At 71.5% G+C, this 25233-nt stretch carries 22 protein-coding genes and 1 pseudogene; 13 read left to right on the top strand and 10 right to left on the bottom strand.

The window, feature by feature from the left end; genetic code table 11:
• Positions 1-358 precede the first annotated feature (358 nt).
• The 9 genes from AB0947_RS40945 to AB0947_RS40905 all read left to right on the top strand — a co-directional run bounded on the left by AB0947_RS40945 (position 359) and on the right by AB0947_RS40905 (position 10029).
• Entirely contained in the window at positions 359-973 is a 615-nt protein-coding gene (locus AB0947_RS40945) for an NADPH-dependent FMN reductase (RefSeq protein WP_366755463.1), read from the top strand.
• A 502-nt stretch (positions 974-1475) separates the two neighbouring features.
• A complete protein-coding gene (locus tag AB0947_RS40940; protein ID WP_366755462.1) occupies positions 1476-3386 on the top strand; it encodes a PQQ-binding-like beta-propeller repeat protein in 1911 nt (636 codons plus the stop codon).
• Positions 3383-4657, top strand: coding sequence for an MFS transporter (locus AB0947_RS40935; RefSeq protein WP_366755461.1), 1275 nt, complete (start codon positions 3383-3385; stop codon positions 4655-4657). Before AB0947_RS40940 ends, AB0947_RS40935 begins: the two co-directional genes overlap by 4 nt.
• Positions 4658-4669: 12 nt before the next feature.
• Positions 4670-5374, top strand: coding sequence for a GTP cyclohydrolase II (ribA, locus tag AB0947_RS40930; RefSeq protein WP_366755460.1), 705 nt, complete (start codon positions 4670-4672; stop codon positions 5372-5374).
• Positions 5371-7110: a WD40 repeat domain-containing protein gene (locus AB0947_RS40925; RefSeq protein ID WP_366755459.1), complete on the top strand. Its 1740-nt coding sequence runs from the start codon at positions 5371-5373 to the stop codon at positions 7108-7110. The genes ribA and AB0947_RS40925 overlap by 4 nt, the downstream gene beginning before the upstream one ends.
• Positions 7107-8123, top strand: coding sequence for an SUMF1/EgtB/PvdO family nonheme iron enzyme (locus tag AB0947_RS40920; protein ID WP_366755458.1), 1017 nt, complete (start codon positions 7107-7109; stop codon positions 8121-8123). Before AB0947_RS40925 ends, AB0947_RS40920 begins: the two co-directional genes overlap by 4 nt.
• A gap of 94 nt (positions 8124-8217) precedes the next feature.
• Positions 8218-8673, top strand: coding sequence for a luciferase family protein (locus AB0947_RS40915; protein ID WP_366755457.1), 456 nt, complete (start codon positions 8218-8220; stop codon positions 8671-8673).
• A gap of 548 nt (positions 8674-9221) precedes the next feature.
• Positions 9222-9365, top strand: coding sequence for a hypothetical protein (locus AB0947_RS40910; protein WP_366755456.1), 144 nt, complete (start codon positions 9222-9224; stop codon positions 9363-9365).
• 34 nt (positions 9366-9399) lie between these two features.
• Entirely contained in the window at positions 9400-10029 is a 630-nt protein-coding gene (locus tag AB0947_RS40905; RefSeq protein ID WP_366755455.1) for a hypothetical protein, read from the top strand.
• Positions 10030-10085: 56 nt separating this feature from the next.
• Here the strand turns inward: AB0947_RS40905 and AB0947_RS40900 are convergent, their stop codons facing one another.
• Positions 10086-13115: a BTAD domain-containing putative transcriptional regulator gene (locus AB0947_RS40900; protein WP_366755454.1), complete on the bottom strand. Its 3030-nt coding sequence runs from the start codon at positions 13113-13115 to the stop codon at positions 10086-10088.
• 203 nt (positions 13116-13318) lie between these two features.
• Between AB0947_RS40900 and AB0947_RS40895 the strand changes: the two genes are divergently transcribed.
• Positions 13319-13480, top strand: coding sequence for a hypothetical protein (locus AB0947_RS40895; RefSeq protein WP_366755453.1), 162 nt, complete (start codon positions 13319-13321; stop codon positions 13478-13480).
• A 169-nt stretch (positions 13481-13649) separates the two neighbouring features.
• Here AB0947_RS40895 and AB0947_RS40890 read toward each other — a convergent pair whose 3' ends face one another.
• Both AB0947_RS40890 and AB0947_RS40885 read right to left on the bottom strand, forming a co-directional pair.
• Complete coding sequence (locus AB0947_RS40890) at positions 13650-14270, bottom strand: hypothetical protein (protein ID WP_366755452.1); 621 nt, start codon at positions 14268-14270, stop codon at positions 13650-13652.
• A 314-nt stretch (positions 14271-14584) separates the two neighbouring features.
• Entirely contained in the window at positions 14585-16264 is a 1680-nt protein-coding gene (locus AB0947_RS40885) for a thiamine pyrophosphate-binding protein (protein WP_366755451.1), read from the bottom strand.
• Positions 16265-16398: 134 nt separating this feature from the next.
• Here AB0947_RS40885 and AB0947_RS40880 point away from each other — a divergent pair, with 134 nt between their 5' ends.
• Positions 16399-17592: a helix-turn-helix domain-containing protein gene (locus AB0947_RS40880; RefSeq protein ID WP_366755450.1), complete on the top strand. Its 1194-nt coding sequence runs from the start codon at positions 16399-16401 to the stop codon at positions 17590-17592.
• Here AB0947_RS40880 and AB0947_RS40875 read toward each other — a convergent pair.
• The 3 genes and pseudogenes from AB0947_RS40875 to AB0947_RS40865 form a co-directional block, all read right to left on the bottom strand.
• Complete coding sequence (locus AB0947_RS40875; RefSeq protein ID WP_366755449.1) at positions 17561-17980, bottom strand: arsenate reductase ArsC; 420 nt, start codon at positions 17978-17980, stop codon at positions 17561-17563. The genes AB0947_RS40880 and AB0947_RS40875 overlap by 32 nt on opposite strands.
• Positions 17980-18755: pseudogene (locus AB0947_RS40870) on the bottom strand (aquaporin). The gene AB0947_RS40875 and the pseudogene AB0947_RS40870 overlap by 1 nt, the downstream one beginning before the upstream one ends.
• Complete coding sequence (locus AB0947_RS40865) at positions 18752-19129, bottom strand: metalloregulator ArsR/SmtB family transcription factor (protein ID WP_366755448.1); 378 nt, start codon at positions 19127-19129, stop codon at positions 18752-18754. The pseudogene AB0947_RS40870 and the gene AB0947_RS40865 overlap by 4 nt, the downstream one beginning before the upstream one ends.
• A gap of 82 nt (positions 19130-19211) precedes the next feature.
• Here AB0947_RS40865 and AB0947_RS40860 point away from each other — a divergent pair, with 82 nt between their 5' ends.
• The gene (locus AB0947_RS40860; protein WP_366755447.1) at positions 19212-19718 is read left to right on the top strand and encodes an ArsI/CadI family heavy metal resistance metalloenzyme; all 507 of its coding nucleotides are present in this window, start codon (positions 19212-19214) and stop codon (positions 19716-19718) included.
• A 274-nt stretch (positions 19719-19992) separates the two neighbouring features.
• A complete protein-coding gene (locus tag AB0947_RS40855) occupies positions 19993-20652 on the top strand; it encodes a nitroreductase family protein (protein ID WP_366755446.1) in 660 nt (219 codons plus the stop codon).
• Positions 20653-20689: 37 nt separating this feature from the next.
• Here AB0947_RS40855 and AB0947_RS40850 read toward each other — a convergent pair whose 3' ends face one another.
• The 4 genes from AB0947_RS40850 to AB0947_RS40835 all read right to left on the bottom strand — a co-directional run.
• Positions 20690-22876 carry an FUSC family protein gene (locus tag AB0947_RS40850; protein ID WP_366755445.1) on the bottom strand — a complete coding sequence of 729 codons (2187 nt, stop codon included), beginning with the start codon at positions 22874-22876 and terminating at the stop codon, positions 20690-20692.
• A gap of 16 nt (positions 22877-22892) precedes the next feature.
• Positions 22893-23585, bottom strand: a complete 693-nt coding sequence (locus tag AB0947_RS40845) for an isochorismatase family cysteine hydrolase (RefSeq protein ID WP_366755444.1) — start codon at positions 23583-23585, stop codon at positions 22893-22895.
• A gap of 385 nt (positions 23586-23970) precedes the next feature.
• On the bottom strand, positions 23971-24552 hold the full coding sequence (locus AB0947_RS40840; protein ID WP_366755443.1) for a PPC domain-containing protein: 582 nt from the start codon (positions 24550-24552) through the stop codon (positions 23971-23973).
• A gap of 342 nt (positions 24553-24894) precedes the next feature.
• Positions 24895-25233: helix-turn-helix domain-containing protein (locus AB0947_RS40835; protein WP_366755442.1), on the bottom strand; the 339-nt coding region annotated here is incomplete at its 5' end.

The following is a 25233-nucleotide window of genomic DNA, read 5'->3' as shown; positions in this document are numbered from 1 at the left end:
AGTACGAGGGCCTGGGGCCGGCGCCCCGAGAGCACGCACCTGACGCCGCGCGGCCGCCCTCCGGGCGACGACGCGAATTGTCAGACAGGCCCTGGCGACCCTCGCGGCCGCCCGAGCCCTGCAAGCGGTCGGTGCCGCTGCCCAGTTGCCCTCTCCTGTCCAACGTCCTTGTGGTGCCAGGAGATCTGGCTCTGGAGCGCCCCTGCGCACCGGCGTGGCCGCAGCCTTCGGCAGGTGTGTGCACCTGTGCCAGCCCCCGGTATCGGATCGGGATCGCGTCGGGAACCCACTGCGGCACTCTGACGTCATCGGAAGGCGGGGCCCGGTGGGGAACCGTCCGAAGGACAGGGAGTCCGGGGTGACCAGGATCGTACTGATGTCGGGCAGTCTGCGGCGCGGCTCGGTGAACAGCACCGCCGTCGTGACGATCGGCCGGCTGCTGGCGCGGCGGGGTGGACAGGTGCGCACGCCGCTGCTGGATCTGCGGACTGTGCCGTACTACGACCAGGACCTCGACACGGCTGACGGCCCGGCCGCGGTGGTACGGGCGCGGCGGCTGCTCGGATCGGCGGACGCCCTGGTGATCAGCACCCCTTCCTACAACGGAGGTGCTCCAGGTGTCCTGAAGAACGCTCTGGACTGGCTTTCCCGGCCCTGGGGCGACAGTGCTCTGACCGGCTTGCCGACGGCGCTGATGAGTGCTTCGCCCGGGCCCCGCGGTGCGGCGGACGCGCAGCCGGGACTGCGGGTGAACCTCGAACGTTCCGGAGCGGTCCTCATCGACCACCGGCCCCTGGCGCTCGGGGACGCGGAAGCCCTGCCGCGTACGGGTCAGGGGTTCACCGATCCGTCGGTCCTGGCCCTGCTGGAGGAACTGGCCGACGCCGTATGGGCGGCGCGGCGCGGCGCCGCCGACGCCGAAGTGATCCGCCCGGCCGGTGACGGTGGGCTGCACCCCGCAAGCGTCGCCTGAGACCGCCGCTCCCGGCGCGGTGCCGTGATGCGCCGCGTCCTTCACAGACTTGCCCCCGTGCATGGTGCCTACAAGGTACGCGTCGGTGGCAGGAACGCCCGTCCGGCCACGGACGGCACTTCGCTTCGGCACCACGCCACGTGGAGCCCTGATCAAGGAAAGGGGGTGCCCCTCATGACGAAGCTCGTCCGCCGCGTGACCCGCGCCGCCATCTGAGGCGCCCTGTCAGTTCCCATGCCACGAGGTAAAGAATGCGAAGGAGGTGCAGTCCCATGACGAAGCTCGTCCGCCGCGTGACCCGCGCCGCCATCTGATGCGTCCTCACCTTCCAGTGCAGTGAGGAATCGCCCCCTGGGGCCGGGTCACCCCAGCCCCGGGGGGCACGTCCACGTTCACACGACGCGGCTCGTGACCCGCCGGCGCGGCCTTTCTTATTGCTTCTCAGCCTTTCTGCTCACTTTTGTTGCCGCTTCAGCCCGTCCGACAGGAGTGGAGTCTCACCATGGAGATCCCGGAACGGATCACACGGATCGTCAGCCTGCCCGGCCGCGGGCTCCTGGCCTGTGACGTCCGCGGTGGCCTGCACCGCCTCGACCACGACCTGACCCTGCGCCGGTCGTCCGGTCTGCCCGCCGTGGCCCAGGACCCGGCCGGCTGCCCGGTGTACGGCGTCGCCCTCGCAGGCGACTGGATCATCACCCGGGACAAGTCCGGCACCATCTGCCGCTGGCACGCCGACACGCTGCGCCTGGCCGACCGCCTGGACGCCCGCACCACCGCCGACCGCTCCCTGCTGCTGGAGGGCGAACAGCCGTCCCCCACGATGCTGCGCGGCATCGGCGTGTGGAACGGCAAGGCGTACGTGGACAACGGGTACTTCCAGGTCGTCCTCCTGGACGTCGAGACCTTCGCCGTCGAGCGCATCGTCCCCTGGCCGCACGGCTACGACATGCTCGAATGGTTCTGCACCGACGCCCCGGGCGTACACGCCGTCGCCGACCGGCACGGGTGCGTGCACCTCGGCTCGCTGGAGGAGTGGTCGTTCCCCACCACGGTGCGCATCGACACCTCCAACGTGCACCGCGTCGTCTACGACGCCCGGCACCACCGCTTCTGGGCCATCGGCGACGCCGGCATCGGCGACACCCACAACGTCTCCAACGGCGTGGTCACCATCGGGCTGGACGGCACGGTCGACCAGCGCATGCACTTCGCCCGCAACGACGTGGAAGGGCTCGTGTTCTCGCCGGACTTCACCACCGCCTACATCGGCGGCTTCGACGGGGAACTGCTCCTGTTCGACAACACCACCCCCGAACTGACCGTCCGCAAGCGTGTCCCCGGCTTCAGCCACCAGATCATCGACGTCACCATCGACGAGGAGGGACGCGTCTACACCCTCACCCAGGACGGCGAGATCACGGCACTGTCCCCGGAGGGCGAGGTGCTGCACCGGCTCGACTTCCCCCGCCAGTGCGTGTGGGACCTGCGTCCGCTGCCCGGCGACCCCACCACCGTCCTGGCCGCCACCGACGACGGAACCGCCGTGGTGCGCCTCGACACCCGCGGCGAGCACGCCCGGCTGGACCTCCTCGACGAGTATCACGGCGCGCCGGGCTTCGCCCGTCGGGCCGAGCCGTGCGGCGACGACCGGGTGGCGATCTTCTGGCCCGACACCGTGCGCCGGTTCACCCCCGACGGCACCACCGTGTGGGAGGCCCGGCTGCCCGGCATCGTCCACACCGTCTCCGTGTCGCCGGACCACAGCCGCGTCCTGGTGGCCAGCAACGCCGGCGGCTACGAGTTCGACGCGGCCACCGGCCGGCAGCTGCTGCACGTGGACGGGCTGCCCGCGAGCGCGTGGGCGTCGGCCTATCTGCCGGACGGCCGAAGGGTATTGGGCTGCCGCACCGGGCGGCTCGCAGCATACGACGAGAGCGGTCGCGTCTCCTGGCAGACGGAGCTGGAGAGCTACCCCAAGCGGCTGCTGGTCGACGGCGACCGGCTGTGCGTCACCGGAGGCGGCGGCGTCAAGGAACTGGTCGTCGGCGAGGACAAGCCGCGGCGGCAGTTCGTGGAACTGCTCGACAACACGGCCGAGAACTGCGCGCTGATCGACGGCACGCTGTGCGTGGTCACCTACGGCATGCAGATCGCCGCCTACGACCACGACAGCGGCGAACTGCTCGCCCTGCACGAGGACCTGCCCGACTTCCCCAAGGGGATGACCGCGCTGCGCGGCGCCGACGGCCGGGCGTACGTGGTGGTCGGAGGCCGGGGCGGCTATCTGCGCCTGTACCGGCTGGACCGGAGCGGCGAGGGTCCGGTGCTGACCGTGCTGCGCGACCTGTGGCTGCCGCGTTCCTCCGGCGCCCGTCCCTTCCCCGCCGCGGCCGGCGCGGCCCGGCCGTGACCACGGCCGGCCGGGTGCGCGCCGGGCACGGCACCGCCCGCGGCGACGAGGTGGTGGAGCCCTCCCCGTTCACCGAGCGCCCCTTCCTCGTCTTCGCCGCCGGGAACGCTGTCAACAACGTCGGCGAGGCCCTGTACGCGACCGCGCTGCCCCTGCTGGCGTACCGGCTGACCGGCGCGCTGACGGTGATGGCGTGGCTGGCGGCCACCGTGCCGATGAGCATGCTCCTCGCCCCCTGGTTCGGCTCGGTGGCCGACCGGCGCGGCACGTCCGGTCTCGTCCTGTACGGGCTGCTTGCGCAGGCGTCGGCGGCCCTGGCGATGAACCTGCTGCTGTGGAAGGGCCATCCGCCGACCTGGACGCTGTTCGTGTGCGCCCTGGTGGTGGCGGCCGGCGGGGTCGCCTACCGGACCGGTTGGATGACGGACGTACCCGTGATGTTCCCGCGCTGCCCGGCGCGCGCCCGCGGCACCCTCAACAGCCTGTTCCTCGCCACCACCCTGGCCGGGCCGGTCCTGGTCGCGGCGACCCTGCCGTGGCTCGGCTACCTGGGCGTGCTGTGGCTGAACCTGCCGACGTTCTTCGCACCGCTGGCGGTGTGGGCGGTGGGCGTGCGCCCGCCGCGCCGCGCCGCCGCGGGCGCCGGGCGGCGTGACCCGGCGCGGCTGTACAAGGTCTGGCACGACGTCACCGCCGACCAGCGCATCGCCGTCACGCTCGTCCTGCAGATGGTGCTGGAAGCCGTCTGCGGCACCGGCCTGACGTCCCTGGTCCTGTTCGAACTGCGCCATTCCTGGCGGTTGTCCGGGCAGCAGGCCGGCTGGGTCGTCGCCGCCGTCAACCTGAGCCTGCTGACCGGCAACCTGCTCGTCTCGCAGCGCCGACGGCTGCGGCCCAGCACGCTGCTGCCCGTGGCCCTCGCCGCCCGCGCGGTGTCCCTGGCCCTGCTGGCGTCGCCGGTGTGGCCGCTGTTCCTCACCGCACTGGTCCTCGGAGCCGTCGCCCAGGGCGCGCTGCTGGCCGCCGTGGTCATGCTGCGGGTGCGCTACCTGCCGCAGGCCGTCATGGGCCGTGCCTCGGGCCTGATGTGGCTGCTGACCGGATCCGCCGCGCTGCTGTCCCCTGTTGTGATCCCCCCGCTCGACCATGTTGCGGGCCCGCACGCCACGTTCCTGGCGCTCGGCGCCGTCTCGTCGGTGGTGATGGTCCACCTCTACCGCGCCCGCACCGCCTGGACCCCGACGAACCCGGCGACGACCGAGCCGGCCTAGGAGGAGGAAGACATGCCCCACATATCCGGCGACACCCGCACCACCGGCCTCCGGGCCCCCTCCGCGCCCGCCCTGCGGCACCGCGACGGCGCCGGTGACCCGCCGCCGCGGGCGGAGGTGCGCCAGAGCGTGCGTATCCCCCTCTACCCGGCGACGGGAGAGCCGATCACCGCCCGAGTCATGACCTTCCGCGGACTGGTGGACGGTCGTGAGCACCTGGCGCTGCGCCTGGGAACCGTCCAGGACGGCGTGCCGCTGGTGCGGGTGCACTCCGAGTGCCTGACCGGCGACGTGTTCGGCTCCGCCCGCTGCGACTGCGGCCCCCAGCTGCGCGAGGCGCTCCGCATGATCGACACCGCCGGCGGGCTGCTGCTGTACCTGCGTCAGGAAGGACGCGGCATCGGCCTGTACAACAAGCTCGACGCGTACGGGCTGCAGGACCGCGGCCTGGACACCTACGAGGCCAACCGGGCCCTGGGACTGGGCGAGGACATGCGCGACTACGCGGCGGCCGCGCAGATGCTGCTCGCTGTAGGCCACGAAGAGATCGACCTGCTCACCAACAACCCCAACAAGTGCGAGCAGCTGCGCCGTTACGGCATCCGGGTGCGGCGCACCGTCGCCACGGGCGTCTTCGTTAATCCGCACAACACCGGCTACCTGACGGCGAAGGTCGCCCGCACCTCGCACACCATCCGACTGGAGGAGTCAGCGTGATACGCCATCACGGGCCGATCAGCGGCGTCGCGGCCTTCGGCGGCGCGTACGTGGCCACGGCCGGCTACGACAACCAGGTCATCCTGTGGGACGTGGCGGCACGGGTGCCGCTCGCCCGCGCGGTCCACGACCACCTGGCCAACCAGGTCGCCTTCAGCCCCGACGGGACGCTGCTGCTGACCTCGTCGAGCGACTACACCGCCCGGCTGTGGTCGGTGCCGGACCTGAAGCTGCGGGCCGTCCTGAGCGAGCACAAGGACGACGTGGAGATGTCCGTCTTCCACCCCACCCGGGACCTGGTCGCCACCGCCTCCCGGGACCACCTGGTACGGGTGTACGACCTCACGGGCTCGCTGGTGGCCCGGTTCGAGGGACACACTGCCGACGTCATCTCCGTCGCCTGGCTGGGGGAGGGCGACGAACTGCTGACCTCCAGCGACGACGGCACCGTCAAGCGCTGGTCCCTGGCGGCCGGCGGCATGGTCGGCGAGGTCGACCTCGGCGGTGTGGAGACCGACACCATCGCGATCACCCGGGCCGGCGTGGTCTACGCGGGCAATGACGACGGCGAGATCATCACCATCGCCGACGGCCGCACCGGCAAGGCCACCGCCCACGAGGCCGGCATCAAGCGACTGGTGTACAACGCGGCCACGGAGTCCCTGGTCAGCCTCAGCTACGACCGCACCCTGCGGGTGTGGGACGCCTCCGACGCGGACGCCGGGCTCCGGCTCACGCACACCGCCGAGTTCCCCGCCGAGGTGTGGGCCCGCTCGTGCGCCTTCCTCGACGACTCCACGCTCGTCTTCGGCACCTTCGGCTCGTCCTACGCCGTGTACCGCGTCACCGACGGAACGTGGGACCTGACGGCAGTGGAGCCCACCGCGTGCGTCAACGCCGTCCTCACCACCGCCGACGGCGCGGTCTGGACGACCGGCGACGCCGGAATCGTATGGGTCGACGGACAGCAGCGCGCCGCCACCGCAAGCCTGTGCAACTTCCTCGTGGAGGTCGGCGACCGTGTCCTGACCGGCGGCCAGCTCGGCCGGATCTTCGACGCCCGCGACGGCCGCGTCCTGCACCAGCACCGCTCACCGCTGAACTGCGCGGCCGCCTTCGCCCGCGACGGCGTGCCGCACGTGGTGGTCGGCGCCTACACGGGAGAGGGCCTGGTGTTCGCCGTCCGCGAGGGACAGGACCCCGAGCACGTCGCGACGCTGCCGCTGCACACCAACGCGGTCAAGGGCGTCGCGGTCTCCGGTGACACGCTGTTCGCCGTGTGCGCGGACGCCTCGGTGTCCTGGTTCTCCCTGGAGACGTTCACCGAGACCGGCCGCGTCGACGAGGCCCACGCGCGCATCGCGAACGGCTGCGCCCCGCTGCCGGGCGGCCGCTTCGCCAGCGTCAGCCGGGACCTGACCCTGCGGATCTGGGACGGCCGCACCAGCCGCACCGTGCCCACACCGCACGACCACTCCGTCAAGTGCGTCGCCGCCTCCACGGACGGCCGTCTGGTGGCGACGGGATCGTACGCGGGCACGGTGGCCGTGTACGACGTGACCACCGGCAACTGGCCGCACGTATGGCGGCCCACCACGGCGGGCATCTCCAGCCTGCACTACGACGCCGCCCGCGGCCGGTTCCTCGCCTCCTCCTACGACGGCCGGGTCTACCCGCTCCAGCCGCAGCCGCAGCCGCAGCCGCAGCCGCAGCCGCAGCCGGAGCCCGCGCCATGACCACGGCCGACACCCTCATGGTCAACCCCAACGAGCTGGACGACCGCACGGCGATGGGGCTGCCCGCGGCCTTCACCGACCGCGTCGACCAGGACCGGCTGCGGCAGCTGACCCGCTCGCTCGCGGGCAAGGACCCGCAGGAGCTGGCCGCGCGGGTGGCCGACCCGGAGGCCGACTGGCTGCTCCGGCTGGCCGCGGGCCAACTCCTCGCCCTGCTGGGCGATCCCCGCATCGACCCGGCGGCACCGGCGATGGCGGACGTCCCGGCCGCCCGGGTGCGGCTGGGCCTGGCGGCCGACCGGGTCGACGCCGTCGCCGCCGCCTGGCGGCACGTGGGCGTCACGCGCGCCTGGATCGCGAAGGAGGCACCGGAGTACGACGCCGACATCGCCGCCTTCCGCATCGCCCGCTACCCCGTCACCAACGAGGAGTACCGGCTGTTCCTGACCGAGAACCCGGAGGCCGGGCTGCCCACCTCCTGGCGCTTCGGCGTGTACCCCGCCCACTTGGCCAACCATCCGGTGTGGAGCGTGTCCCCGCAGGACGCCGACGCGTACGCGGCCTGGCTCGCCCGCCGCACCGGGCGGCCCTTCAGGCTGCCGACCGAGGCGGAATGGGAGTACGCGGCCTCGGGCGGTGACGGGCGGGCCTACCCGTGGGGCGAGGAGCCCGGCGAGGACCTGGCCAACACCGTGGAGTACGGGCCCCTGGTCACCACTCCGGTGGGAATGTACCCGGCAGGACGCAGCCCGTTCGGCGTGTACGACATGGCCGGCAACGTCGAGGAGTACGTCGCAGACGACTACCGCCCCTACCCGGGCGGTCAGTACGTCGACGACGACCTGCACGCGGACACCGACGCCACCTACCGGGTGGCCCGCGGTGGCAGCTTCACCCGTTACGCCGACCTCGCCCGCTGCCGCCGCCGGCACGGCTGGTACCGGCGCGACATCTACGCCATGGGCTTCCGCCTCGCCGAAACGCCGCCCGCCCCGGGCGTCGCGGCGGGGTGAGGACCGTGAGCCGCCATCCGTGTCCGGTGCCGCGCAGCGCGGCGATCCGGAGGGTGTCGCCGTGACCGGCAGCCGGACGGGAAGGTGAGCGGGCATGCCGCTGCCGTTACGCCGGGGCGCCGCCCCGCTGGTCGTGACCGGTGATCCGGTGGAGCAGCTGACCGACCCGGCACCGGCCGCGCTCAGACAGCGGCTCGTCGACGCCGTCGCCGCACTCGACGGGGTCCGCACGGGTCCCTCGTACGTCTGCGTACGGGGGACCTGCGCGTTCCATCTCGCGCCGGTCCTCGCCCATGGGCCGGCCGAGGCGTTCCTGGCCGGTTCGGAGTTCGGGCATGTGCATCCGCCGTACGACGGGAGCGTGCACCTGATGCTGCCCGGCCGGTGGGCGCGGTGGGCGGTCGCGGCAGGGTGGGGCGTGACCGTTGTACCGCGCGGTTCGCTGCTGGTCTACGGCCCGCGTGACGATGAGGAGACGGCCGTCGTCGAACTCCTCATGACGCAGGCGTACTTGTACGCGCGAGGGGAGGCGTGCCATCTGCCGCCCTGACTCAGCTCCGGTGGAGGGGCAGAGCCCGGTGCCCGTCGTCGGGGGCCGGTTCGGTCCCCCGGCGAGCCGGGGGAGGACTCCGTCGGCGTCGGATGCCGGCGGTTCGCGCGCGTAGACGGGCAGGGTGCGGCGGAGGCACCGGACATCCGCGCGGTGAGCTCAGGGAAGCCGTCCTCGTCGGCGACGGCGCCGACGATGCGGCCGTTTTCGACCTGCCGGAGACCGCGGGTAGCAGCCCGGTTCCACGGGTCCGGGCCACCGCCTGCGCGCACGGTCGGCTGCTGCTGCCGCACACGTACGGCCAAGTGAGCGATTCCCGCGTCGCCGGCGAATGCCGCCACCGCCCGCGGACAGGCCGCCTCGACCTCGCCGTGATGGCTGACGGTGTCCTCCGTACCGGTGCAGGACCCGTGTCCGTCGTGGACGGACACCGTAGCCACGGCCTCTGACCTGCCGGTAACCGGGCGGTATCGGGCCGGGATGTCGTCGGGATCAGCCGGTTGCACGGTAGTGGCACATCGAGAACGGGCAACGGAAAGGAGCGCGATATGCGATGGCTGGGACGGGGAGCACTGGCCGTGGTCATGGCGGCGGTGATCGGCTGGGCGGGTGCCACGGCGGGGTCCGCCGGCGCGCACACCGTCGACGGACGCAGCCAGGTCCTGGCCACCGATGTCGGCCCCACTCACTGACAGCCGTCGCGCCCCGGGCCGGGAGGAGACCGTGATGACGGTGCACCAGGAGCGGTTTCCGCTGGTTCTCCTGCCGGGGCCGGACACCCCGGCGGCGGAGGTGGCCGGCCTGGTCCGTGCCCTGCCCGCCGACCTCCGGCCGGTCGTGCTGCGCCCCGGCGCAGAGGCGTCCACCTCGCCCGACCGGCCGCAGGCGCTCGCCCGTCAGGTACGCGACGCAGGCGTGCGCGGCCCCTTCGCGGTGCACGGTTGGGGAACCGGCGCCCATCTGGGCCTCGCGCTGGCAGGGGTGTTCGAGCGGGCCCTCGGGCACGTCGTCTGCACCACCCTGTTCGTGTCGGACGCGGTCGCCCCCGGCCGTACCACGACGTCGCCGGTCCCGGCCGACGTACGCCGCACGGTCACCGAGAGCCGGCTCGTGGTCTGCACCGACCGGACGTCGGCGCGGTTCGACGGGTCCGCTCTGCAAGCGTGGTGCCGCCACTCCACGTCCGGCACGGAGTTCGTCACGCTGCCGTCGGGCCCGCGGGCCGCCCGCGCGGCAGCCCTGTCCCGGCTGATCGCCGCACGGCTGCTCCCGGCCGCGGGCCGCCCGACACGGGCGGCCCGGACGGCGACGGCGCACGTGCCGGGCGGTGACGTCGTGGCCGGCTCCGCGCCCTGACCGCCGAATCCGTCACCGCGGCCTGCTTCCGGCCGCCGCGCCCCGACGTGCCACACTCAGGGCCCGGCGGCCGGGTCCATTTCCGGCCCCGTGCCCAGCGCCATCGCTGCGGCATGCTCCCGCGCCGCCAGGACGTGCCCGTCGGCGGCCATCCCGTCGCCCAGGGCACGCAGCGACTGGGCCAGCCCCTGGTGCGCCCGGACCATCTCCGTGCGCAGCCCGATGCCCGTGGCCCGCACTAACGCGGCCTGGTGGCGGTCCACGGACCGCCGGTGCTCCCCGCGCGCACCGTCGATCCGGCCCAGCACGTTCTCGGCCGCGGCCTGTCTGGCCTGAGAGCCGTGGCCGCGGGCCAGGTCCAGCGAGTCCACCGCGTACTCGTGAGCCGTGTCCGGGCGTCCTGACCGCAGTTCCGTCTCGGCCAGGTTGCACAGCACCAGCGAGGTCAGCGCCGGTGCGCGCAGCGGTCCGCACAGCGTCCGCGCCCGGTCGAGGCACTCGGCGGCCGCTTCGAGCCGCTCCAGGCCGAGATGGGCGAGCGACAGATTGGCCAACGCGGTCACCTCGATCCCCGCGTCACCTGTGTCGCGGGCCAGTGCGGCGGCCCGCTGTCCGGCCTGCACCGCCTCGGTCAGACACCCCAGGCGTTCCCTGGCGAAGCACAGGTTGGCCAGGGCCTGCGCCTCCTCCCGGGCGGAGCCGAGCGCGCGATGCGCCTCGCTCGCACGCGCCAGGTATCCGACGGCCTCCCGCAGGCGTCCGACGCTGGTGCACAGCACGCCGAGCCGGCTCAGGCAGGCCGCCTCGGTACGGGGGTCTTCCCGGCCGGCGGCGATCTCCAGCGCCTCCTCGGCCGAGGCGATGCCCTCCTGGAACAGGTCACGCTGCCACTGGGCGACCGCCTGGTTGATCAGCGATACGCACAGCAGCTCCGGATCGCCCTCCTTGCGGGCGCTGTCCACGGCCAGCCGTGCCGTGTGCTCGAAATCGGAGAAGTGGTTCTGGGCATGCAGATGGAAGCCGACACCGCGACTGAGCCACGCGGCGTGCCGGTGCAGGCCGTGCTGGTCGGCGAGATGGACGACCGCCACAACGTTTCGCCACTCCTGGGCGAACCACCGCTGCGCCTCCTCGGGCCGCAGGGCCGGTGCCGCCGCTGCCTCGGTCGGCGGGGCGCAGCCGTAGCGCACCCGTCCGGGAAACAGGGCGTCGCAGGCGCGTTCCAGGTCGGTCACCATGCGGGCGGCCAGTCGCCGCACCGCCGCGGAGCGCTGTGGGGTGTCGTCGACCGGCAGGGTACGGGCGAAGCTGTGCACCAGGTCGTGGAAGGAGTACCGGCCGAACTCGAACTCCTGCAGCAGATGCACGTCCAGCAGGTACTCCAGGACCCGCTCGGCGCTGTGCGGATCGGTGTCCAGGAGGGCGGCGGCGACCGGCACCGCGAAGTCGACTCCCGGATACAGGCTCAACAGCCGGAAGTGCGCGCGGTGTTCGGGTTTCATGGCGTCGTACGACATCCGCAGGGCCGTGGCGACGCTCCGGTCCCCGGACTCCAGTTCGCCCATGATGCGGGAGTCGTCGCCGAGCCGTTCGGTCAGGTGGCGCAGCGTCCAATGGGGACGCTTGCGCAGGCGGGCGGCGGACACCCGCAGGGCGAGCGGAAGCCGGCCGCACAGCTGGACCAGGTGCGCCGCGGCGTCCGGTTCGGCGGCCACCCGGTCGGCGCCGAGGATGCTGCGCACCATCTCGACACTGTCCTCCTCGGACAGCAGCCCCAGGGAGAGCCCTTCGGCGCCCTCCAGTTCGGGCAGCCGGACCCGGCTGGTGATCAGGACCAGACTGCCGGGGGAGGCGGGCAGGAGCGGGCGTACCTGTGCCGCGTCGACGGCGTTGTCGAGGACCAGCAGCAGTCGTCGGCGGGCGCTGGTGACCCGCCACAGTGCGACGCGGCTGAGCACGTCGTCGGGCACGGACTTACCGGGCACCCCCATCGCCCGCAGCAGTACGCCGAGCGCCGTCGCCGGTGAAAGGGGTTCCTCGCCGGGGGTGAAGCCGCGGAGGTCGACGTAGAGCTGCCCGTCGGGATAGGCGTCGGCGAGGCGGTGTGCCGCGTGCACGACCAAGGCCGTCTTGCCGCTTCCGCCCATGCCGTCGACGAGCAGGATGTGCGGGCTGGTGCGGTCGCCCGTGGGGGACGGCGCGGTGACGAGTCGCTGGATCTCCTCATGGCGGCCGGTGAAGTCGGCGAGGTCGTACGGCAGTGTGCAGGGGAGGGTCCCGGTGACCGCGAAGGGCGGCTCGGCGGTGTCGCGGGCGACCGGTGGGGCGTCCAGCTCGGGATCGGCGCGCAGGATCCGCTCGTACAGGGCGGCCAGTTTGGGGCCGGGGTCGATGCCCAGCTCCTCCGCCAGCGAGGTCCGCAGCCGCGTGTACTCCTCCAGCGCCTCCGCCTGTCGTCCGGCGCGGTAGAGGGCGAGCAGCAGGTGGCCGCGCAGCACTTCCCGGTAGGGGTGCGCGGTGACGGCCTCGCGCAGTTCACCGATGAGCCCACTCGACTCGCCTAGTTCGAGGCGCAGTTCGAAGCACTGCTCGGTGGCGGTCAGGCGCTTCTCTTCCCACGCTGCCGCGGCGGCGTCGATGAGGGAGCCTCCCGTGCCGCCGAGGATGGGGCCACGCCAGGCGTCCAGTCCGGCTCTCAACTGCATGACAGCGTTTTCGAGAAGGCCTTCGGCGCGGGCTTCCTGCGCGCGCCGCATCCGGATGTCGAACATCCGCAGATCCCACTGACCGTCCTCGAGCATCACGCGGTAGCCAGGCGGCGCGGTGACGATGAACTCGTGCCCGGACGGTATCCGCCGGCGCAGATCGGCGACCGCCTTGCGGACCTGGTGGACCGCCGTGGGCGGCGGCTCCTCCTCCCAGACCGCCTCGACCAGCCGCGAGACGGGTACGATCCGTCCCGCCTCAAGCAGCAGCATGGCGAGTACGCGTTCGTTGATAGGGCCACCAGGTCTGATCCGCCGGTCTCCCGCCCAGATCTCGAGGGGGCCGAGTACGTGGAAGCGCACATGAAGGGTGGGGTGCATGGCCGGTGCTCCAACTCACGGTAGGTGCCACTGATTCCCCCGCAGGCCAGGTGCCTCATATGTCCGAACTAATTGCCCGTTGAACATGCTTACCTTTCCACGCCCCTGCCCCGGCCATGCACCGAAACCAGGCGGGGCGCACCTTGGGCGATGACCGGGATTGTGGAGACCAACCGCCCTGCCACGGGGCGCTGGACCGAGCGATGGCCGGGAGGTCCACGTGCCCGCAGTGCAGGCGCCGGTATTACTTCTGCCTGCCGCTGCGCACCCAGGGCCGCTGCGACCCCTGCGCCAGGGGCTACGAGCCCAGCCCCGACACGTACTTCGCTTCCACGGCCCCGGTGACCCACCGGCTGGCCGCCTGATCAACGACCCTCGTCACCGAGCAGACGAGAGGAGCTGGACGTCATGCACCTGCGGATTTACGAGGTCGACGTCCCAATACCCGACACCAACCACCCCGACCGGCACGGATGTGACTGAGCACGCCACTTGGCCACTGAGTGCTTCCTTTGGCCGTTCTGGTGCTCAACGTCACGGACTTCGGCGCGGGGTCGAGTTGTGAGGCAGATCGTTAACGATCCTCTCCAGGCGACCCTCGATGATCTCGCTCATCCTGCCCCGCTCCTGGCTAGCTTGAGCTCTTAGCTCATCGAGCTGCTGCTTCTCTGCAACCGATGCCGGGCGACCGGCCAGCCCGATCGCTCGGATGCGTGCCCCGTACTCCTTCAGCGTCTCTGCCAGAAGGCCGTGCGCTGAGGATCTGTGCGTCGGTTGGGAGGGCCCGTGGGGGGCTCCATAGTGCGAGATCACCACGTACCACTGATCGTGCATCAGGTCGTCTAGGGCCCTCATGCCCTTCGCCATCGCCTCCCGCTCTTCTTCCCTGAACCGATCCATGTCGAGGGTGCCGGCCAGCTGCAGTTCCGCAAGGGCGCCGTCCAGTACGAACTGCCACGCACGCAGCGTCGAACGGACGTCAACCAGCCGCCCTATCTCTGCCTGGATCTCCGCGCGTCTCATGTCTGCGCTTCGCTGCAACTCCGTCTGCCTTGCAACTTCGCGTTGCTGATGAAGCGGGCCCCAGTATGCGACCGCAGCCGTGACCAGCGACCCGCCAAGCGCCCCGACCAGTCCGTACACGGCATCTGACATGCGCACCAATGTGGCACAGCCCGCCTTGGTGCCGTAATGGGCCGCGGAGTGGTCAGGGGTGGCCTTCGATGGGCTGCCCCTCGATCGTGCGACAGCGCCGCAAGTGGCCACAGGGTGCTGGGCAGTCTCCCCACGTGATCACCGAGCGTGTTGCCGAGCAGTGGGACCTGGAACTGGACGACCTCTTCGTGACCATCGGCCATCGCTCACCGCGTTGGCCAGATGGCCGAGCGGCAGGTCCTGGTCGACGACGATGACGAGCCGCTCGGGCGGCTGAAGGGACTGAAGGGACTGGAGCGGCTGGAGGAGCTGGTTCATGCTTTTCCCTTGTTTCGGGCCCGCACGTTCTCGGCGAGCCGGTGCAGCAGTTCCGGCACGTCGTGCGTGCCGGTGTGGACTTCGATGAAGACCATGCGGTCGGTGGCCCGGTCGGCGGCGTCCAGCGCGGTGGTGAGTTCGGCGGGCGTCGCCGCGCTGAGCATGAGCGCGTCGGGGGCGCCGAGGGCTGCGGGCAGCTTCTGCCAGTCCCAGGTGGCGATGTCGTTGTAGGCGGCGCGCGGGCCGTGGATCGCGCGTTCGACGGTGTAGCCGTTGTTGTTGACCAGGACGATCACCGGTGTCAGCCGCTGCCGGGCGAGGGTGCCGAGCTCCTGGATGGTCATCTGGGCCGAGCCGTCACCGATGAGCAGCAGCCCGCGCCGGGAGGGGTCGGCGAGTTGTGCGCCGAGCAAGGCGGGCAGGGTGTAGCCGATCGACCCCCATATCGGCTGGGCGATGAAGCGCGCCCCGCCGGACAGGTGTTGGACGCACATGCCGAAGAACGAGGTGCCCTGCTCCGCCACTACGAGGGTGTTAGGGCCTGTCCAGGCGGCCAGCGTTGGCCAGAGGTGTGCCTGGGTCAGGGGCGCGGCCGGGTCAGCGGCGACCGGTGGGGTGGGGGCGGACAGCACGGGCCGCTGCGGGCCGCCGAACCGGCGCGCGACCAGGCCGGTCAGCACGGCGAGCGCCGCGGGCAAGGGCACCCCTTCGAACCGTTTGCCGTCCACGCTCGCGCAGTCGGCGCCGAGGTCGATGCCGGACTCCGGATCAAAGCCGTGGGTGAAGCCCCCGGTCGTGGTGTCGGCGGCGACGACGCCTACCCGGATCAGCAGATCGGCTCCCTCCACGGCTGCACGCGCCTCAGGTGCGGCGAGGGCGCCGGAGTAGACGCCGGCGAATCCCGGGGTGTCCTCGGGCAGGACGGTCTTGCCCGAGGACAGGACGGCCCACGGCGAGGCGCCTGCCGCAATCAGCGCCGCGAGCGCGGCCTGGACGCGGAAACGGTCGGCGAGGAAGTCAGTGAGGACGGCAGTGTTCCGGGCCTGCTCGATCCGTGTCTTGGCGGCGGCGCGGAAGGCGGCGAGGCTCTCCTGGTCGGTCTCGACCGCCGCGTCCAGGCTCCCCGCGGGCGCCGCGACGCGTACGGCCGCCACGTCCGAGGGCAGACGCAGATAGCCGGGGCGGCGCTCGCGCAGCGCGGTAGTGAGCACCCGGTCAATCTCTTCCGCGGCGGTCTGCGGCCGCACCACAGTCGAGGCGCACACGACGGGAGCGTGCGCGCGGGCGAAGCGGTCGTAGTCGCCGTCGGCTGCGGTGTGGTGCACCACGGCCCCGGACCGCTCGGCCTCCTGGGAGGGGCCGACTGTGATATGCACCAAGGGCACCCGTTCGGTGTAGCTGCCGGCGATGCCGTTGATCGCGCTCAGCTCGCCCACGCCGAACGTGGTCAGTACGGCGCCGAAGCCCCGGACGCGGGCGTAGCCGTCCGCCGCGTAGGCGGCGCCGAGTTCGTTGGCGCAGCCGACCCATGCGATCTCCGAGGCGAGAACGGTGTCCAGAAGTGACAGGGTGTAGTCGCCGGGCACGCCGAACAAGTGGTGTACGTCCAGCGAGGCGAGGCGGTGCAGCAGGTACTCCGCGACCGTGACGGTCGCGGGAGTGGCGGGGGTGCTCATGCGCTTCAGCTTCGCCCGCGTGGCGCGGGGGCCGCCAGAGGGGTATCGGAGAACTCGACGGTGAGATGATTGTGGAAATCACGAAGCCTGCGGTTGGAGCACATGTCCGCTCGGCGCGGGAGTCAGGGGGTCAGGTGTCTGGTGCCTTCGCCGCGGACGGCGGCGAGCGGGTCAGGTCGGTGTGCCGGGCGGTCAGTGCGGATCTCGATGCGCTGGTCCCGGGCATCGTGGACCGCATCCGCAGCGAGATCCCGGGCTATGCGGTGGTGGGGCGCGCCGAACACGAGCGCGCGGTGACCGTGCAGTACGAGGGCCTGCTCACTGGTCTGATCACGCGCCGGCCGCCCACGCGGGAGGAGAGCGACCGGGCGCGGGAGCTGGGGCGCCGCCGGGCCCAGCAAGGACTGGCACTGGAGTCCGTGGTGAGCGCTTACCACGTCGGCTACCGGGAGATGTGGAACCTCCTGCTGCACCGGGCGGGCGTTGATGACCAGGCGATGCGCTCGGAGCTGGCCGGGCTGGTGGGCACAGTGTGGATGTGGATCGAGCGGGCGAGCAGCGCGGCGGCCGACGCCTACGGGCAGGCCGTGCGCGCGCAGGACGCGGCCCGGCTGGCGCTGACGCATCGCTTCCTGGACGCTCTCACCGCGGGCGGGCCGCCCCGGGCGGAACACGCTCATATGGCGCAGGCGCTCGGCTTCGATCCCTCCGGCACCTTCCAGGCAGTCTGCTCCCCGGGGCACGCGTGGTCGGAGGAGGACACAACGGCGCTGCGGGGCAGGATGCGCCGCCACCGCGGGGTGGTGCTCTGTGCGCAGCGGGACAGCGTGCTGATGGCGGTGCTCCAAGGGGTGTCCGCCGACCTGTTCGTGGAAACGCTTCGCGATCTCGGTCCGCACGCCCCGGTGGGGATCGGCCTGGTCAGGGAGGGGCTGACGGGGGCCGGTGTGAGCATCGTGGACGCACTGGAGGTGCTGCCCGCGGGCGGCACCTCGGTAGCGCGGTTCGCGGACGAATGGCTGACCGCGACCCTCAGGCCGCAGGCCGGCAGGCTGGCCGTGCTGCTCGGACCGGGTGCCAGGGCGGCCCGGCAGCACCCGGACCTGGCGGAGACGATCCGCGCGTTCGCCCGGCACGGCTTCTCTCTCACCGACACCGGCCGGGCCCTGCACATCCATGCCAACACGGTCAGGTATCGGGTGGACCGCTGGCAGGAGTTGACGGGCTTCGACGTGCGTACGTGGGCGGGCCTGAGCGCCAGCGTGGTCGCTTTGGAGCTGGCCCTGTCGGTGGCCGTCACGCCGCGGGCTCGATGCCGAGTTCGGTGAGCAGGCGGCGGATGCGTCGCTCGATCTCGTCGCGGATCGGCCGGACCGCTTCGACGCCTTGTCCGGCCGGGTCGTCGAGCTGCCAGTCGAGGTACCGCTTGCCGGGGAAGTAGGGGCAGGCGTCGCCGCAGCCCATGGTGATCACGACGTCCGAGGAATGCACGGCTTCGGTGGTGAGGATCTTCGGGGTCTCGGCGGAGATGTCGATGCCGGCCTCGCGCATGGCCTCGACCACGGCCGCGTTCACGGTGTCGGCTGGGGCGGAGCCGGCCGAGCGGACCTGGACGCGGTCGCCGCCGAGGTGGGTGAGGAAGGCGGCGGCCATCTGGGAGCGGCCGGCGTTGTGCACGCAGACGAACAGCACGGACGCAGTGGCGGAGGAGCTCATCAGACCAGGGCGCTTTCATCGATGGAACGGGCGGGAGCCACGGGCTGCTGCTCGCCGTGGGGGACGGTGACCTCTTCCTCGCCCGCGCAGGCCGGGTGGTCGAAGCAGACGGCGACCAGGCCGAGGCCGACGGCGGCGCCGAGCAGCTGGGCGGCGAGGAAGGGGGCAGCACGGAGGCGGGGGCGATGCCGGCGAAGGTGTCGGTGAACGCCCGGCCGATCGTGACGGCCGGGTTGGCGAACGACGTGGAGGAGGTGAACCAGTACGCCGCCCCGATGTAGGAGGCGGCCACCAGCGGCGCCAGGTGCGCGCGGCCCGCGCGGGCCAGGCCGAAGATGAGCCAGACCAGCCCGGCGGTGGCCACCACCTCGCCCAGCCACAGGTGCCCGGCCCACCGGTCGTGGGTGGAGAAGTGCACCAGCGGCTTGCCGAACATCGCGTCGGCCAGCACCGCGCCGGCGATCGCGCCGGCAGCCTGGCCGGGCACGTACGCGGCGACGTCGCGCAGGGCGGGGCCGTCGCCGGTGCGGCGGCCGGTGAACCATGCAGTGGGGGTGACCGCCGGATTGAAGTGCGCCCCCGACACCCCTCCGAGCCGGGCGATCAGCACACCCGGCCCGATGACGGTGGCCAGGGAGTCGGCCAGCAGCTGCGTCCCGACGTCACTGGTCAGCTCGGTGGCCTGGACACCGGAGCCGACCACCACCGCGACCAGGCAGCCGTCCCCAGGCCTCTCGACCGCCGCCCGCCGGATCAGCGGCGCGGACGCGCTCACGCCGGGGCCTTCGTGGACACGGGGATCTGGAGCAGGGTGGACAGCCGCCCCAAGGCCTCGGGGAGTACCCAGTAGTACACCCACGTCCCGCGCCGCTCGTAGCCGACCAGCCCGGCCTCCCGCAGCACCTTCAGGTGGTGGGAGATCGTCGGCTGGGAAACGTCGAACGGGCCGATGAGGTCGCACACGCACGCTTCCCCGCCCTCGTGGGAGGCGATCAGCGACAGCAGCCGCAGCCGGATCGGGTCCGACAGCGCCTTGAACATCCCCGACAGCTTCGCCGCGGCGCCCTCATCGAGCGGCTCGCGGACGATCGGCGTGCAGCACGCGACGGCATCCTGTCCGAGGACCGACAGACCAGCTTGTTTCGACATTCCTCAATATTGACAGCCATCGATGCCGATGCCAAGGTCGCCTGTATCGACAGACGTCGAAACAAGTCGTTGGGAGATCGCCATGTCCCGTGTCCAGCTCGCCCTGCGCGTCGCCGACCTCGACGCCTCGATCGCCTTCTACTCCAAGCTGTTCGGCGCCGAGCCCGCCAAGCGCCGCGAGGGCTACGCCAACTTCGCCATCACCGAGCCCCCGCTCAAGCTCGTCCTCATCGAGGGCGAACCCGGCGAGGACACCCGCCTCGACCACCTCGGCGTCGAGGTCGAGACCACCGAGCAGGTCACCGTCGCCGCCACCCGCCTCAAGGACGCCGGCCTGGCCACCTTCGAGGAGAACGACACCTCCTGCTGCTACGCGCTGCAGGACAAGACATGGGTGACCGGTCCGGGCAAGGAGCCCTGGGAGGTGTACGTGGTCAAGGCCGACGCCGACACGCTGGAGAAGGCCGGCACCGCTCCGGGCGCCTGCTGCGACACGCCCGCCTGCTGCACCCCCGACGAGCAGGCCGTCGGCCCGACCCAGACCCCGACCGAGGCCAAGGCTGTCGCGGGATGTGCCTGCGGCAGCTGACCAAGGCGCCCGCAACTCCGTGCCGGCACCAGGGCCGGCACTCTGCGCGTGCACAGTTACGAGGGCCCGACCTGAGCACGGTACTTGGCCAGCGGGGCCAACTACGGTGTTCGGTCACAGTTCCCCTCATCCGACCGGGGCGAGAGCAGCAGGCATAGACTGGTAGGCGCCCACGGCCTGTCGGTCGGCGCTCGCTGCGTGAGTGGCCCGTCTCCGAGGCACGGCCGGGGACGACCGCCTGCCAGTGTTTCCGTCGCTGACTCGGAGTAACGGCATGGACGTGTACGAGGCGCTGTACACCACACGAATGATGCGCCGCCTTCACCCCGACCCCATTCCGCTGGAAAGCCAGGCCCGTATCGTGGACGCCGCGATCAGGGCACCCAACGGCGGCAACACGCAGCGCTGGCACTTCCTCGCCGTCGACGACCCGGCGACGAAGGCCGAGCTCGCGGAGCTGTACGTCCGTTGCCGGGCTCTGGAGTACGAGGACATCGAGGCGGGCAAACTCGGCACGGCGGTGTACGACGAGGGGACCCACGCGGAGACCATGCGTCGGATCAAGGCCTCCGGTGACTACTTCACCGAGCACTTCACCGACGTGCCCCTCCTGTTGTTCGTGTTCGCGATCGACGATCACGGCGGCGCGAACATCTACCCTGCCATTTGGAGCGCGCTTCTGGCCGCGCACGCCGAGGGGATCGGCGGCACCCTCACCACGGTGCTGCGCTACGAGGCCGAGCGCGTCATGGAGTTGCTGGGCGTCCCCACCGAGGAGGGCTGGTGCATGACAGCCATGCTCGCCCTCGGCCGCCCGCGTGGCCACTGGGGGGTGGCCGCTAACCGTCGGCCCGTGGGTGAGGTCAGCAGCCGTAACCGCTGGGGGCAGGATTTCGGGATCGAGGTTCCCGCGCCGCTCTGGCCGGCCGCTTGACCTGCGTGCCGCACCTGGCGGAGTGGAGTCTGCGCCATCACCCGCTGTGCACGGGTATGCCCAGTGTTCGAGCCAGGCCCTGAACGCTCTTGTCGACGCGTTGCAGGTGCCGTAGCACTCGCCGCGTCGCATGGACTTCCTCCGCAGGCGCCGTGTCCCCGACTGGGAGCCGGGCGGGAGATTCCCAACCGCGTTCGAGCGGGGTTTCGCCCTTGCCTCCGTCGGTCACTTGGTCGATCAGGGTCACGAGATTACGGTCGATCCGGTCGGCCTCGGCCAGGAGGCACGGATCGGCGCCGGTGCGGACGCCGACCGGCATCAATTGCGCGGTGGTGGCCAGGCTGCGGGCGTGGAAGGCGGCTGTCTCCAGCAGCCCCAGCACGCGGAGGGCGGTACGCCTGCGGGACCGCAAGGGGCTGCTCTGGGTGATCAGCGGCTGTAGCGACAGACGCAGGCTCTCAAGGGCCGAATCCAGCCCGCGAGCGGGATCGAGCGGATCTCCGCCGGCTCGACCGCCCAGTTGGGCCAGCGACTGGGCGAGCACCGCGCGCAGCCGCTCCAGGACGTCGCACAGCAACTGGTCCGTGCGTTCCCGGGTCCGTACGGGCAGCACGAGCAGTGCGGCGGCAAGCCCGCACGCGATCCCGACCGCGGTCTCCTCGATCCGCACCACCAGCACGCCCGGAGTCAGGGCGTGGAGCAGCGAGGACAGCATGCCGATCATCGTGGTCACGAAGAAGGACATCAGCGTGTAGGACACCGCGGTCGTGTAGTACATGCCGAACACGCTGAGGATCACGAAGGCGAAGGCCGTCCAGGGGTCGTCACCGATCAGGGTGGCGAGGGCGAGCCCGGCGATGACACCCGACACCGTGCCGATCAGCCGCCGGTAGCCTCTGACGAGCAGCTCGCCGGTGGACGTGGTGCTGATGAAAACCACCCAGCAGGTGAAAACCGCCCAGTACCATCGTTGCGGCGACAACAGTTCACCGCCGACGACGGCCAACGCCGATCCAGTCGCGACCTGGAGCGCGGTCCTGGTAGTGGGGCGGATGCGGGGGCTGTCCTGCTTGGTTTCCGCCTCCCTCGCCAGGTCGGAGTCCTCCTCCTTGAGCTCCTCCCGCGACCGTGTCGCCTCGGGGCCGTCCTGGGATGCCGAGGTGTCCCCTTCGACGGCCAGACGCAGACCGAACAGGGCATGGGCGAACTCCCCGGCGGAGCGGAAGACGTCCTGCATGACCGGGGACGCGCCCGGCAGGTGCTCGTCGTTGCGGTAGCCGAGCAGTCGGTTGCTCGGCTCGACGGGATCGGCGCCTGCCGATCGCGGCCGGGCGACCGCTCGCAGCGTACGCAGTTCCAGCCCGAGCGCGGGCAGCGTCGCCGCATCGCGAGCGTCGATGGGGGGTCCGAAGGGTCGGATGTTCGTCAGGTGCCGGGTCAGGGTGTCGACGTCGGCACCGGGCCACAGGACCCGCAGCACGAGGACGGCCAACCGTTCCACGGCCGTCTCCGCCTCTGCCACACGGCGCTGGATCAGGCCGACGGTGCGCCGGTCGAGCGTATCGGTCTCCAGCCGGTCCTGGATCATCATCGCTCCGGTGTGCAGGCGGGCCGCCTGCCGGCGCAGGTCGTCAACCGCCCGATCGGCCCGCGGTGACTTGGGTCCGCCCTCGGTCACCGCGATCAGCGCGTCGAGCACCAGGACCAGACGCAGCCGGAAGGCCCGCTGCAGCCGCGCCAGCGTCCACTCGGGCGGCGAGGGCAGGATGGCGAACCGGACCAGCGCCGAGCTGCCGAAGGCCACCAGCACGGCCAGGCACAGCTGCGCCAACTGGTCGACGCCGCTCTGAACGAGCTGGGTCACGAAGAAGAGCTGGAAGGCGAAGACGCCCAACGTGGTCGCGCGCGCGCCCAACCGGCGGATGTAGATGGCGACGAAGATCACGAGCACGAACACCACGTCCGCCGCGATCCGGTACGGCGTCAGCGCGCTGCCGACCGCTGTGATCGCCAGCGCGACCGGCGCTCCGGCCGCGAGGGTCAGTGCCTGATCACGCGGCAGGGGTTCGGTGACCGACACGGTGCTGACCGTCGCCGTGAGGGCTCCCGTCACCAGGATCGGCACCGAGGCCTGTAGCGCCGCGAGGACACCGAGTGTCAACAGCACCGCGGCTACCGCGCTCAGGGCGGACAGCAGCCGAATGTGGCCGGGGTCGGATGCCACGACCCGATCGCAGAAGTTAGCCAGCCTCGTTCGCGTCCGCTGCATCCCCGCTGCTCTCCCGACCGGAATGGTGTGAGTATTTAGCCGCCGGCTTGTCGAGCGCGGCCAGGAAGTCGTCGACACTGACCACCTTGTGGGAGATCATGTTGAGGCCGCGCATCATCGCCTGGTAGGTGACCAAGCCGCCGGGAGCGGCGATCGCGTCGGTGAACGTCGTGACGTGGTAGGCGCGCTCCATCGCGGTGCGGGCCGTCGACTCCACGCCCATGATTCCCGAGACCCCGGCGATCGCCAGGTACTCGACACCGCGCCGCCGCAGCTGGAACTCGATGTCGGTGTGGTGGAAGACGTCCAGGCCCTTGTGCGGCGCGAGGACCACGTCGCCCGGCCGGGGTGCCAGGTCCTCGTGGAACTCGGTGTTCCACGTGCCGGCCTCGAACAGCCGGTTGACGAACATCTGCCGATGCATCCCGGAGACGTGCTTCCACGTCGAGTAGTCCTCGTCGGTGAAGGCGGTCCTCGAGTAGAGGAGGGGGATGTGCTCGTGCCGCCGCGCCCCGGCGATGAGCTTCTTCAGGTTGTCGATCGTGCCCAGCCGTTCGTATTCCGGGGCGTAGACGGCGTACGCCTTGCCTTCCCGGGCGAAATTCTCGTTCACGAGGTCAACGAGCAGCAACGCCACTCGGCTGTGTTCATATTCGCTCGCCATGACGCACCTCTACCGCAGATGTCATCAGCTCTGTTTTCCGCACCACGGCACGTTCCATCATCTTGCACCAGGTCGGCGATGTGCGTCCTACCGGCGCCGGGCAGGCCGACCACAACCGAGCCGGTGCCGGTGCGGGACGACCGCCCATCCGGCCGGCACCGCTCCCCAGGTCCGCGATCGGAGAGTCCCGCCCGTCGCGCCCTTCCGGGCCGGTGCCGGATCGTCACAACGCTCCTCGCCGAGGAGCGGCCGTCGATCCTGCTCGTCCATGCGCCGCCGGCAGCCGGCCGGCACGCCGATGAGCCAGGCGGTGACGTCGCCGTCCTCGCCATCCGCCTGCCCGTTCGCCCGAGCGCTCCCGGTGCAGCGTGCAGGCGGTGCGTGATCAGCCGGTGGTGACGAGGCAGGAGTACGGCGAGGTCCCGGAGCCGCTGTAGGCCTCCATGTCGATGTAGTAGGTGCCTGTTCCGGCGGCCGTTCGGGTGAAGCTGAGCGCCTCGTTCGTGCCCGCGCCGTTGCTTACCGAGCGTGCAAGGGTGCTGCCGTCGGAGTCCAGCCAGTAGAGGTCGGCGTCGTAGCCGGCCGGTACGTCGCAGTGCACGGCCGCTGTACGGCCGGAGGCGAGGGTGACGGCGAAGTAGTCGCGGTCGGTGGTGGACTTCATGGTGCCGGTGACGGTGCCGCCGGACGGCAGCGTGGTTGCGTCGTCGGCCGTGTCCCGGGTGTCGTTCGGCTCGCTCTCGGTGAGGGTGGTACCGGTGGGAAGGCCGCAGTCGGTGACCGGCGTGCCGTGGTACGGATCGGCGTCGAGAACTCCGTTGGACACGCTGCGCAGGTAGTAGCCGCAGGTCGGCCGGTGTGCGAAGTCGAAGGTGGCCCCGGGCGTCAGTCTCCACACCTTGAAGCCGGAGTAGGTCAGCGGTTCGCGGTCGACGGCCTGTTCCGGCTGGTGGTCGGCGAGGACCACGTAGGCGTCCTTGCCGTACTCGGTGGCCAGGCCGTCGCGGTCGATGAAGAGGGAACCGCCGCCTTCCTCGACACCGACGCCCCAGGCGGCAGCCCCCGGTGAGACGGTCCTTCACCGCTCGGGCGACGAAGGCCATCGGGGCCAGATGCTTCCTTCCGTCGATTCGGGGCCAGGGTGCCGGCGTCGTGTCAGGCACCGGCACACCCGATGCCGGGCCCTACTCGGCCCACCCCAGCGCGCGTCCGTCGGCCGGCCGCACCTGCGCCAAGCGCGCCGGCGCCGTAGGCCGGTGGGCCGGTACTCCGGGCGTCGGCAGGGGCAGGGCGGGCTTCCGAGCGATGGTCAGCCGTCGCGTTCGGCGGGCTGTGGCACTTCGTTCCGCGGTGTCGGAGCCGACGGGGTGCCGGCGGTCCCGTTCTGGTCGGCGTTCCGGCCGGCGGCTGGTGTCCGAGTTCGGCGGGGGTCTGAGTGCGTCGTGGCGAACCGGGCTCGGTAGTGGCCCGGTGAGACACCGAGCCGGGCCACGAAGGTGCGCCGCAGCGTCTCGGGGCTGCCGAATCCGGCCGCTCGGGCGCTGGCGGCCACACTGTGACCGGCGTCCAGCAGCGCCTTCGCGTGGTCGAGCCGTACGCGTTCGACGAACTTGGCCGGTGTCGTGCCGAGTTCGGCGTTGAACAGCCG

The organism is Streptomyces sp. NPDC047841, from assembly GCF_040704085.1.
GTDB classification, from domain to species: Bacteria; Actinomycetota; Actinomycetes; order Streptomycetales; family Streptomycetaceae; genus Streptomyces; species Streptomyces argyrophylli.
This window is presented reverse-complemented; position numbering and strand designations above follow the sequence as displayed.

Bases quoted from the DNA above. Each gene is read 5' to 3' on its own strand.
- AB0947_RS40940 (WP_366755462.1), top strand. From the start codon at position 1,476: ATGGAGATCCCGGAACGGATCACACGGATCGTCAGCCTGCCCGGCCGC.
- ribA (WP_366755460.1), top strand. From the start codon at position 4,670: ATGCCCCACATATCCGGCGACACCCGCACCACCGGCCTCCGGGCCCCC.
- AB0947_RS40920 (WP_366755458.1), top strand. From the start codon at position 7,107: ATGACCACGGCCGACACCCTCATGGTCAACCCCAACGAGCTGGACGAC.
- AB0947_RS40915 (WP_366755457.1), top strand. From the start codon at position 8,218: ATGCCGCTGCCGTTACGCCGGGGCGCCGCCCCGCTGGTCGTGACCGGT.
- AB0947_RS40910 (WP_366755456.1), top strand. From the start codon at position 9,222: ATGCGATGGCTGGGACGGGGAGCACTGGCCGTGGTCATGGCGGCGGTG.
- AB0947_RS40905 (WP_366755455.1), top strand. From the start codon at position 9,400: ATGACGGTGCACCAGGAGCGGTTTCCGCTGGTTCTCCTGCCGGGGCCG.
- AB0947_RS40900 (WP_366755454.1), bottom strand. From the start codon at position 13,115: ATGCACCCCACCCTTCATGTGCGCTTCCACGTACTCGGCCCCCTCGAG.
- AB0947_RS40895 (WP_366755453.1), top strand. From the start codon at position 13,319: ATGGCCGGGAGGTCCACGTGCCCGCAGTGCAGGCGCCGGTATTACTTC.
- AB0947_RS40890 (WP_366755452.1), bottom strand. From the start codon at position 14,270: ATGTCAGATGCCGTGTACGGACTGGTCGGGGCGCTTGGCGGGTCGCTG.
- AB0947_RS40885 (WP_366755451.1), bottom strand. From the start codon at position 16,264: ATGAGCACCCCCGCCACTCCCGCGACCGTCACGGTCGCGGAGTACCTG.
- AB0947_RS40875 (WP_366755449.1), bottom strand. From the start codon at position 17,980: ATGAGCTCCTCCGCCACTGCGTCCGTGCTGTTCGTCTGCGTGCACAAC.
- AB0947_RS40865 (WP_366755448.1), bottom strand. From the start codon at position 19,129: ATGTCGAAACAAGCTGGTCTGTCGGTCCTCGGACAGGATGCCGTCGCG.
- AB0947_RS40860 (WP_366755447.1), top strand. From the start codon at position 19,212: ATGTCCCGTGTCCAGCTCGCCCTGCGCGTCGCCGACCTCGACGCCTCG.
- AB0947_RS40855 (WP_366755446.1), top strand. From the start codon at position 19,993: ATGGACGTGTACGAGGCGCTGTACACCACACGAATGATGCGCCGCCTT.
- AB0947_RS40845 (WP_366755444.1), bottom strand. From the start codon at position 23,585: ATGGCGAGCGAATATGAACACAGCCGAGTGGCGTTGCTGCTCGTTGAC.